Source organism: Phytobacter massiliensis JC163 (genome assembly GCF_000321045.1).
Taxonomy (GTDB): Bacteria; Pseudomonadota; Gammaproteobacteria; order Enterobacterales; family Enterobacteriaceae; genus Phytobacter_A; species Phytobacter_A massiliensis.
In genome coordinates this window covers 1,072,923-1,083,374 of sequence record NZ_HE578945.1, presented here as the reverse complement: position 1 = coordinate 1,083,374, position 10,452 = coordinate 1,072,923, and the positions used below count along the sequence as shown (strand labels likewise).

8 protein-coding genes and 2 pseudogenes are annotated in these 10,452 nt (G+C 56.7%); 4 read left to right on the top strand and 6 right to left on the bottom strand.

The genetic code is table 11. The annotated features are described in order from the left end of the window. Window positions 1–1,150: pseudogene (locus ENTHG_RS05350) on the top strand (molybdopterin dinucleotide binding domain-containing protein); the annotation flags it as partial. A gap of 200 nt (window positions 1,151–1,350) precedes the next feature. Here ENTHG_RS05350 and ENTHG_RS05345 read toward each other — a convergent pair. The 5 genes from ENTHG_RS05345 to cybB all read right to left on the bottom strand — a co-directional run bounded on the left by ENTHG_RS05345 (window position 1,351) and on the right by cybB (window position 6,977). Next, window positions 1,351–3,048 carry a methyl-accepting chemotaxis protein gene (locus tag ENTHG_RS05345; protein ID WP_044179012.1) on the bottom strand — a complete coding sequence of 566 codons (1,698 nt, stop codon included), beginning with the start codon at window positions 3,046–3,048 and terminating at the stop codon, window positions 1,351–1,353. A gap of 149 nt (window positions 3,049–3,197) precedes the next feature. Then, on the bottom strand, window positions 3,198–4,316 hold the full coding sequence (locus ENTHG_RS05340) for an S-(hydroxymethyl)glutathione dehydrogenase/class III alcohol dehydrogenase (RefSeq protein WP_044175455.1): 1,119 nt from the start codon (window positions 4,314–4,316) through the stop codon (window positions 3,198–3,200). Window positions 4,317–4,347: 31 nt separating this feature from the next. Next, window positions 4,348–4,623, bottom strand: a complete 276-nt coding sequence (locus ENTHG_RS05335) for a metal/formaldehyde-sensitive transcriptional repressor (protein WP_044175454.1) — start codon at window positions 4,621–4,623, stop codon at window positions 4,348–4,350. 341 nt (window positions 4,624–4,964) lie between these two features. After that, on the bottom strand, window positions 4,965–6,251 hold the full coding sequence (locus ENTHG_RS05330) for an MFS transporter (protein WP_106403189.1): 1,287 nt from the start codon (window positions 6,249–6,251) through the stop codon (window positions 4,965–4,967). 186 nt (window positions 6,252–6,437) lie between these two features. After that, the gene (gene cybB, locus ENTHG_RS05325; protein ID WP_044175448.1) at window positions 6,438–6,977 is read right to left on the bottom strand and encodes a cytochrome b561; all 540 of its coding nucleotides are present in this window, start codon (window positions 6,975–6,977) and stop codon (window positions 6,438–6,440) included. Window positions 6,978–7,346: 369 nt separating this feature from the next. Here cybB and ENTHG_RS05320 point away from each other — a divergent pair, with 369 nt between their 5' ends. The 3 genes and pseudogenes from ENTHG_RS05320 (at window position 7,347) to ENTHG_RS05315 (ending at window position 8,716) form a co-directional block, all read left to right on the top strand. Next, window positions 7,347–8,237: an alpha/beta hydrolase gene (locus tag ENTHG_RS05320; RefSeq protein WP_044179009.1), complete on the top strand. Its 891-nt coding sequence runs from the start codon at window positions 7,347–7,349 to the stop codon at window positions 8,235–8,237. 151 nt (window positions 8,238–8,388) lie between these two features. After that, window positions 8,389–8,649 (top strand): annotated as a pseudogene (locus ENTHG_RS25980) (DUF5431 family protein); the annotation flags it as partial. Then, window positions 8,594–8,716, top strand: coding sequence for a type I toxin-antitoxin system Hok family toxin (locus tag ENTHG_RS05315; protein WP_275404570.1), 123 nt, complete (start codon window positions 8,594–8,596; stop codon window positions 8,714–8,716). The pseudogene ENTHG_RS25980 and the gene ENTHG_RS05315, both read left to right, overlap by 56 nt. 124 nt (window positions 8,717–8,840) lie before the next feature. Here the strand turns inward: ENTHG_RS05315 and aldA are convergent, their stop codons facing one another. Then, window positions 8,841–10,280, bottom strand: a complete 1,440-nt coding sequence (gene aldA / locus ENTHG_RS05310) for an aldehyde dehydrogenase (protein ID WP_044175443.1) — start codon at window positions 10,278–10,280, stop codon at window positions 8,841–8,843. Window positions 10,281–10,452: the final 172 nt, after the last annotated feature.

Below are 10,452 nucleotides of genomic sequence, written 5' to 3'. Positions count from 1 at the left end.
TCAACCTGCAACTGCTTGGCGGCCACCTGGGCAGGCCCGGGTNCGGGGCTGTGCCCCGGTGCGCGGCCACAGTAACGTGCAGGGAAACCGCACGATGGGCATCGATGAGAAGCCGCCCGCCGCCCTGCTCGACAGCCTGGCGCGACATTTCGATTTTACCCCGCCGCGCGAGCCGGGCCACAACACCGTTGAGGCGATCCAGGCAATGTTGCGCAATGACGTTAAAGTGCTTATCGCCCTGGGCGGCAATCTGGCCGCCGCCGCGCCGGACACGCACCTGACCTGCGAAGCGCTGCAGCGCTGCGGCCTCACCGTGCACATCAGCACCAAACTCAACCGGAGCCATCTGATGCCGGGCGCGCAGGGGCTGATCCTTCCCACCCTGGGACGTACCGAAGAGGATATGCAGGCCAGCGGACGCCAGTTTGTGACGGTTGAAGACTCTTTCAGCATGGTTCACGCCTCAGAGGGGATCGGCAAACCGCTGGCCAGCACGCAAAAATCAGAAACCGCCATTGTCGCCGGAATTGCCCATGCGGTACTGGGGAAAGACAAACTGGACTGGCTGGCGCTGGCGGATGACTACAACCGTATTCGGGACCACATCGCCGCAACCATTCCAGGCTTTACGGATTTCAATACCCGTTGCGACGAACCCGGCGGATTCTGGTTAGGCAATGCGGCGGCGCAGCTGCGTTTCGCCACCCCGTCCGGTAAGGCAGAGTTTAGCGCCGCCCCGTTACCGACGTCGGTTTGCCCGCAGAGCAGCGCCCCGTTTGTTTTGCAAACGCTGCGCTCTCACGACCAGTACAACACCACGATTTACGGGCTGGACGATCGCTATCGCGGCGTATACGGTCAACGGGACGTGTTGTTTATGCACCCGGAGGATATTCGCGGGCTGGGTCTGAGCGATGGCGACCGGGTAGATATTACCACGCAGTCTGTAGATGGTATTGAACGTCGGGTGGAGGGGTTCCGCCTGGTCGCTTATGACATTCCCCGTGGAAACCTTGCCGCTTACTACCCGGAAACAAATCCGCTGGTTCCGCTCTCCAGCTTCGGCGACGGCACCGGGACGCCCACCTCAAAATCGGTCCCGGTGAGCGTGACGCCTTCCGTGGCGCAGGAAACGTTGCGTATTGCCTGACCCGGGCAATACAGAAACATGGCATCCGCCTCCGGGAAAACCCCGGGTGCGCTGTCGCTTACCCGGGCTACGCATCACCAACAGACACAGAAACGTAGCCCGGATAAGGCAACGCCGCATCCGGGAAAATCCCGGGTGCGCTACCGCTTACCCGGGCTACGCATCACCAACCAAAACAAACGTAACGCATCCGGGAAAAATCAGAAGGTCTCCCAGTTATCGCTCCCCGTGGCTACCGCCGGGCGCGGGGCGGTAAAGCTTTTTGCCGCGCTGGCCGCGGGTTTTTCACTGTTTCGCTCGCGGCCGCCGACAACACGAAACGCGCCTACCGCCTCGGTCAGGCGCGCTGCTTGCTCTTCCAGTGACGCGGCCGCGGCAGACGCTTCCTCCACCAGCGAGGCGTTTTGCTGGGTAACATTGTCCATCTCGGTGATGGCCTGGCTCACCTGGGTGATGCCTTTACTCTGCTCATCCGATGCGGCGGCGATTTCAAGCATAATATCGGTGACGCGTTTCACCGCGGTCACGATCTCATCCATCGTTTCGCCTGCCGCCACCACTTCGCTGGAGCCTTTATCAATTAAACCGACCGATTCGCTGATCAGCGCCTCGATCTCTTTTGCTGCCTGAGCGCTGCGGCTGGCCAGGGTACGAACTTCGCTGGCGACCACCGCAAATCCACGCCCCTGTTCACCGGCGCGGGCTGCTTCCACCGCGGCGTTGAGCGCCAGGATATTGGTCTGGAAAGCAATGCTGTTGATGACGGCCGTGATCTCGGAGATTTTCTTCGAGCTGGCGGAGATATTCCCCATGGTCTGCACAACGCCATCGACAATCTCGCCCCCTTTCGTCGCTTTACCGGAGGCGTCGCGGGCCAGGTTGCTGGCGTGGTGCGCGTTATCCGCGTTTTGTTTAACGGTGGCGGTAAGCTGCTCCATGCTGGCGGCAGTCTGTTCGATAGCGGCCGCCTGCTCTTCGGTGCGTGAAGAGAGATCGGTATTGCCCGCGGAAATCTCGCTGGTGCCGCGATAAATCTCCTCTGCGCCGTCGCGCACGGTTGAGACGGTTTTCATCAGCGACTGCTGCATCGCCTGCAGTCCATGGGTCAGACGACCAATTTCACTGCGCCCGGCAGGCTCTTGCGCCACGGTCAGATCACCGGCGGCGATGTGTTCGATACGGCGCGCGGCGCGCTGTAGCGGGTTAATTACAATGCGGCGCAGCACCATAAAGGTGATAAGGGTCAGCACCAGCGCAACGGCGAACGCTCCCGCCATAAAGATAAGCCCAAGCTGCGTACGATGGTGGGCCTGCTCGCCAAGACGATTGGCGCGCTCGGTGCGGATCTTAATCGCCTGCAGCAGAACTTCGTTAAAGCTGTTATCCAGCTGACGCGCCTGCTCGTTTTCATGATTGATGATGGCTTCAAACATGCCGTTTTTGGCGTATTTCAGCATTGGCTGCATACCCGCAATATAGGCATTGAAGCGGGTGGTCAATTCGCCATCGAGGGCGACATCCTCCGGTGTTTTCACCGCACGGTCCATATAGGCTTTAAAGCCCTCCTGGGACTGTTTAAGGCGTTTTTCCGCCTCGGCGATATTCCTTTTCATGTCGTCCATTTCAGCAATACGGCTCGCCGCGCCTGCATGAATCAAATTGATACGCGCGGTGCGCAGATGGTTAGAGCTGTTCGACAGCCCCATACGAACCTGTATTTCCTGAGTGACGTCCTGCTGGTTATGGTCGGCCTCCATCAAAAAGTACCCCGCCAGACCGGAACTCAGCGCAAACAGAAGTAAAATGCCGGTGAGAATAGCGGAAAACAGGGGAACCAACCGAATATTGTGCAAAAATCCAATGCCTTGTGGTGCTTGCATCGCTGCTGATTTGTCCATGGCTCTCGACTCTCTTTTTGTAAGATGCGTAAAACACGCCTGTTCGGAAGATATCGGCAGCGGCGGGATTTTTGTTAAGGTAAAAAACGTCAGGCGGGTCACAGATTTAGACATTAATGGGCCAGCGCATACGCTGGCCCATTAAAGGATTAGTTATCGCCGAAATGGATAACGGTGCGGATAGATTTGCCTTCGTGCATCAGATCAAAAGCGTCGTTGATCTGGTCCAGCGGCAGGCGATGGGTGATAAACGGATCGAGACGAATCTTGCCCGCCATCGCCTCTTCTACCATACCCGGCAGTTGAGTACGCCCTTTCACGCCGCCAAACGCGGAGCCGCGCCATACGCGCCCGGTCACAAGCTGGAACGGACGGGTTTTAATCTCCTGGCCTGCGCCCGCGACGCCGATGATCACGCTTTCGCCCCACCCTTTGTGGCAGCACTCCAGCGCAGCGCGCATCACGTTGACGTTACCGATACATTCGAAGCTGAAATCCACGCCGCCGTCGGTCAGTTCGACAATGACGTCCTGAATAGGCTTGTCATAATCCTGCGGGTTGATGCAGTCCGTCGCCCCCATCTCTTTAGCAAGGGTGAATTTTTCCGGGTTGGTATCAATGGCCAGAATGCGACCCGCTTTCGCCTGTACCGCCCCCTGGATTACCGCCAGACCAATGCCGCCCAGGCCGAAGACCGCCACGGTATCGCCCTCTTTCACCTTCGCCGTGTTGTGCACCGCGCCAATACCGGTGGTCACGCCGCAGCCCAGCAGGCAGACTTTATCCAGCGGCGCCTGCGGGTTGACTTTCGCCAGCGAGATCTCAGCGCAGACGGTATATTCGCTAAAGGTGCTGGTGCCCATGTAGTGATAAATTGGCTCGCCGTTATAGGAGAAACGGGTGGTGCCATCCGGCATCAGGCCTTTGCCCTGCGTGGCGCGAACGGCCTGGCAGAGGTTCGTTTTGCCGGACTTGCAGAATTTACACTCCCCGCATTCGGCGGTATAAAGCGGAATGACATGATCGCCGGGTTGCAGGCTGGTTACGCCTTCGCCGACTTCCACCACGACGCCGCCGCCTTCATGGCCCAGCACCGCCGGGAAAACGCCCTCAGGATCGTCACCAGAAAGCGTAAACGCATCGGTGTGGCAAACGCCGGTATGGGTGATACGCACCAGCACTTCACCTTTTTTAGGCGGCGCGACATCGATTTCGACAATTTTGAGCGGTTGACCTGGACCAAACGCAACTGCAGCACGTGATTTCATCAAACCCTTCCTTTTTTATACGGACGTGAATTTATTTTAGATAAGAGCGCAAAAGATGGCCGACTTCCGCCATGCGCACGGCACGCTGCTCGGCGGTGGTATCGCCGCTGACCAGCTCATCTTTAAGGTGGATTTCGACCATCTCCCCCATCAGACCATTCGCCGCCCCGCGAACGGCGGCGATCTGCTGGAGGATGGCGATGCAGGGGTCGCCATTTTCCAGCGCGCGTTCCAGCGCGTCGACCTGGCCGCGAATGCGGCGAACCCGGGTGAGAATGCGTTTTTTGTCTTCGGGTGAATGTGGCATTGCGCCCTCCTATACTCAGGGGGGGTATAGTATATGAGTTATGAAAGGGATGTAAGTGAAATATGACCAAAACGTTCTGGATAGCGGTGCAGGTAAGGTCTGAACGAGGAGTAAAGGCGAGAAGTGTTACCCTGACAAAGCGCAATATCATCCCTGAGCCACCAGAAGAATCACACAGCGTTTCGCCAGGGTAACCTGCTCCGCCGCCTGGTGTTGGCGTAATCGACGGAGCAGCTAAGAGCCTATATCATTGAAAGGATTAATCAAATAAAATTATTGAATTGATCGTTAAAACCGATCGCCAGATCAATTTTTAACCTTATTAATGCCAAATATTGTGTTTACCGCTTGAGCGGCTTACCTGCTGTTTCACGCGCGCGCATCACGGTAATGAACGTGATCAGCGCAGCGGCCATGACATAAAACGCCGGGGAAAATTTATCGCCGGTGGAGGTGATAAGCCACGCCGAGAACCAGGGCGTAATCCCGCCAAAAAAGGCCACCGAGAAGTTATAGGCGATAGAGAGCCCACCGTAACGCACGCTGGTAGGAAAGAGCTCCGCCATCGCAGCGCTACAGGCCCCGTCAAACGCGGCGATAAACGCGCCCAGCATCACCATCGCCAGCACCGCAGAGAGCATATCGCCATTCGCCATCAGCATCATCGCCGGGTAACTCAGCAAAATGAAACCGGCGCACCCTGCCAGCATTAACGGCTTACGGCCAAATTTGTCGGAAAGATACCCCATAAACGGCACCAGTACGGCCACGGAAAACAGGCCGATAGTGGTAATGGCGTAAGAGTCGAGCTTCGAATAGTGCAGTTCGGTGGAGAGATAGCCCGGCATAAAGGTTTGCAGCGTCCAGTGCCCGACGGCCTTAAGCACCACAAACCCGACGCAGAACAGCAGCGCCGCCCAGGCGCGGGTCACGGCAGAACGTAACGGGGTGGCATCGGTTTGCCCCTGCTGTTGAGCCTCAAGAAATTCCGGCGAATCTTCCAGATGCTTACGCAGATAGAGTCCGACCCAGCCAAGCGGCCCGGCAATCAGAAACGGAATGCGCCATCCCCAGTCGCTCATGGCCTCTTCGCCAAGTGAGGCCGTCAGCAGAAATACCAGCCCGGAACCTGCGACAAAGGCCATAAAGCCGAAGTTATCGATCCAGCAGGTAAAATAGCCGCGTTTATTATTAGGCGCGTATTCGGCAAGGTAGGTGGTGGCCCCGGAGCTCTCTCCCCCAGCGGCAAAGCCCTGAACCAGCCGGGTTATAACCAGAAGCACGGTAGCGGTAATGCCTATCTGATGATAGGTCGGCAGCAACCCCATCACGAAGGTCGCGCCGGAGGTCAACAAAATCACCGTTGCGAGAACTTTCTGCCGCCCTTTTCTGTCCCCCATCGACCCGAAGAACAAGCCGCCCAGCGGGCGCATGATAAAACCCGCGCCAAAGACGGCAAACGAGGAGAGCAGCGCCACGCTCGGGTTTTCGGCATGAAAAAACTGCAGGCCAATGATCGCCGCAAGCGTACCGTATAGCCCAAAATCAAACCACTCAACAAAATGACCAACGCCGGTGGCCAGTAAAACCTTGCGTAATTTACGTGACGTAGCGACATCTTGCGACATAGAACTCCTTTCAAGCGATTGCTGCGCTGGCTGTGTCATAGCTCCTCCGCCCAATGACATTGTTTCTATAATAGATATACTATCTATACTGTCAGTTCGAAATTCGCACAGCGACAAGCGCCTGAAATGTGAAGTTCGCCGTGCTTTCTCACTAAAAAACGCTGTGAAGTCACATTTCAACCGTCGTTAAAGAGAGCGGTTCCGTCGGCCTGGCAGCATGCGTTTAAGCGTGTCGTCCTTAAAGATGTAGTGATGACCCAGCGCCGCCAGCGCGTGCAACCCAATGACGTAATAGCCCACCATTGCCAGGGTAACGTGGTACGCCTTTAACATGTCTACGAGGTCAAAATCAGCCTCGGCGGCATGGGGCATGGTGATGCCAAAGGCGATCCAGTTTCCGCCGCGGTTATACATCATCAGCAGCCCAATTAACGGCAAGGCGATAAACAGTACATAGATAACCAGATGGCCGAGGTGCGCAAGGCCGGTCAGCATCGGCGACGGTTTGGGCGTAATCGGCGGCGCAGGCGTTTTTAAACGCAGCAGCAGGCGCGTCACCATCAGCACCAGGATGGTAATGCCGCAGGAAACATGAACAATATTAAACCACGGGCGATAACTGCGCGGGGCCATACCGCGAAACTCCATCGCGCAGTAGGTGACGACCACCAGCAGAAACACCAGCCAGTGAATCGCGATCTGCAGGCCTGACCAAGTGCTGCGCATAAGATTTTCCTGAATGAGTCATAAAAGAAGCCAACATACCGGGCTTTTCTTAAAAATTCATTAACTTTTCTTTATCAGTTATCAAACGCTTACGGCTAAATGAAAAGCTGTCATTTGCCGTTGACGGCAGAAAAGGCTATGCCTGGTGAAGTGCGTTTTTTAACCGTAAAGGAGAAGCGTAATGCGTCACCCAACGGGTGCGCGTGCTGGAGAAATATCGCGCGCTGTAATGTCAAAACGGATGGTCCGGCCATCCGTTTTATTACCCTACCCACATTTTCCCTTTTCTGCGTATGCTATAAACCGCTGTTTCACTTTGATGGAGATGTCTTCGTGGCCGAAATAGATTCCGCGACACTGTTAACGCTTATGAAGCAGGCGGTTGCGCGCTCCGTCACGTTCCCCGTCTGGCCGCAGGGGGAGGCACCCGGCGCCGCGACAAGTCCGGTGACGTTTCAACTTGAAGAGAACCTGACCGGCCCCTCTGCCTTTGACCGCTCCGTCACCGGCGTTCGCGCACCGCAAATCACCGTCTACGCGCCGGAAAAACCCAACGGCGTGGGCATTCTGGTTACCCCTGGCGGCTCCTATCGCCGCGTCGTGCTGGATAAAGAAGGCAGTGCCCTGGCCCCCTTTTTTAACGCCCGGGGTTATACGCTGTTTGTAATGACCTACCGCCTGCCGGCAGACGGCCACGCTGAGGGGGCAAATGCACCGCTGGCGGATGTTCAGCGGGCAATGCGCACCCTTCGGGCTCGGGCAGATGAGTGGCAGTTAGATCCGTCGCGGCTGGGGGTGATGGGGTTTTCCGCTGGCGGACACGCCGCCGCCAGCCTGGGTACGCGTTATAACGAGCGCGCATATTGCGCCATTGATGACATCGACGCCGTAAGCGCCCGGCCCGCCTTTATGGCGCTGGTTTACCCGGTTATTTCCATGCACAACGCGGTGGATCATCCCGGCTCACGGCATGAGCTAATAGGCGATAACCCGGACAACGCGCAGATCGCGCACTATTCGCTGGAAGAACGCGCGACTCATGACTCCCCTCCTGGCTTCTTATTGCATGCCGTCGATGACCCGGCGGTGAAGGTAGAAAACAGCGTCGTGATGTTCACGGCGCTACGCCGACTCGGCGTACCGGTTGAAATGCACCTTTTCGAACAGGGCGGACACGGTTTTGGTATTCGTGACGCGCAGGGGTTGCCGGTCTCGATATGGCCGGAACTGATGATGAACTGGATTGCGACGAAGGTTTGAGCCCCGGATACACTCTGTCAGGGTAGCCCGGATAAGGCAACGCCGCATCCGGGAGAACCGCGGGTATCGGGCAACTTTTGCATTATTACGGCGGAAAATAATCAGGGATGATTGTCTGATTTACACGCCATACGATGATGATAATGGCGTCATGGAGGGTATGATAGCGGCGGCGCTTGAGGCTTTTTGCCTCATGAAGCTATGTGGCAGAAAGAAGAAAGCCCCGAAGGTAATTTTCCAATTAACCAACGAGGCCCACTCTTATGTCAGACAACATCAGAGTAGCCTCTTACCCGCCGAAAGGCAAGGAGAAGAAGGCCATGAAGCTACCACGGAACGGGTTCATCGGGTGCGTATTGATAGTGTGTATCACACTGTTGATATTTACCTGGCTGGTGCGAAAATCGCTCTGCGAAATTCGTTACAGAGACGCAGACAGGGAGGTAGCTGCTCTCATGGCTTACGAATCCGGTAAGTAGCACCTGGAAGGCGGGGGCAACCCCGCCTTATCAGTGCTGATAATGTTCTGATATACCGAAAGCGCCTTTGCAAGGGGCTGCCAGTTAGTCGACTGGCAGCCCCCTTTTTACATGGCCAACCCCATTACGCCTGCAAATAGACCATCTGGGTTTGCAGATACTCCTCCAGGCCATGACGCCCGTCCGCGCCGCCAATACCTGACTTGCGCCACCCGGCGTGGAAGCCCTGCATCGCTTCAAAGTTTTCGCGGTTGATATAGGTTTCGCCGAACTTGAGGCCGCGAATGGCTTTCATCGCCGTATTCAGGTTTTGCGTATACACCGATGAGGTCAGACCGTAATCGCTGTCATTCGCCATTGCCAGCGCTTCTTCAAGCGTGTCGAAGGCAACGACAGGCAGCACCGGCCCGAAGGTCTCTTCATGCATGATGGACATATCCTGCCGGACATCCAGCAGCAGCGTCGGCGGGTAGAAATAGCCCTTACCCTCAACCGCTTTTCCACCCAGCGCCACCCGCGCCCCCTCCTCTACCGCGCGAGCCACCTTCGCTTCCACGCGCTCAAGCGCGGCGGCGTTAATCAGCGGCCCCATCGCAATATCGTTGCGCTCTGCCGGGTTGCCGAACTGCACTGCCTTCATGGCCTCGCCCAGGCGGTTGACGAAGCGATCGTAAATGCCCTTTTGCACGTAAACACGCTCCGCGCAGTTACAAACCTGCCCGGTATTGATGACGCGGGAGTCTACAATCGCTTTAACCGCCAGTTCCAGGTCGGCGTCATCCAGCACAATGGCGGGCGCTTTGCCGCCCAGCTCAAGGCAGACTTTGGTGATATTTTTGGCCGCCGCCGCCATGATTTTTTCCCCGGCGACCACGCTCCCCGTCATGCTCACCATCGCCACTTTCGGGTTGCCCGCCAGCTCCTGCCCTACCGTCTCGCCGCGTCCCAGCACCAGGTTAAACACCCCTTTCGGCAGGCCAACTTCATGAACAATCTCCGCAAAGGCGATAGCGTTATTTGGCGTGAATTCGCTGGGCTTGATCACAATGGTATTGCCTGTAATCAGCGCCGGTGCCAGCTTGCGGGCAATCAGGAAGAAGGGAAAGTTCCACGGCAGGATGCCCGTGGTCACGCCCAGCGGACGCTTGAAGACAAAGATATTTTCACCGGGACGATCGCTTTGCAGGATCTCCCCTTCGTAACGGCGCGCCCACTCGGCCATATAGTCAATGTAATCGGCGGTAAAGTTTACCTCCACCTCGGCGAGTTGCTGAATTTTACCGCCCTCCGCCACGATTAACGCGCTGATTTCACTGGCTTTGGCGCGAATCCCCGCCGCGATTTTGCGTAACCACCCGGCACGTTCAATCGCTGGCAACGCTTCCCAGGCCGGCTGCGCTTTTTCTGCTGCCTCGATGGCCCGGCGCGCATCGTCCGCCGTTCCATCCGGAATGCGCGAGAGCAATGCTTCTGTTGCCGGGTTGGTCACATCGATCCAGGCGTCGCCCTGCCAGGTAACAAATTGGCCGTCGATATACATCGGGTGTTGTACGGGTGCTGTCATGACCTGCTCCTGTAATGACATTGTTTTTAACAAGTGAACTCATTGTTAAAAATCTACAGGCGAGCGGCCCTTTTCCCAGTAATAACAATCTGTTTTGTGAGTTGACTCATAAAAGCTGAGCCAGATGCGCATGCTCGAATAACATTGCGGCAACATACGTTGCCCGTTTGCG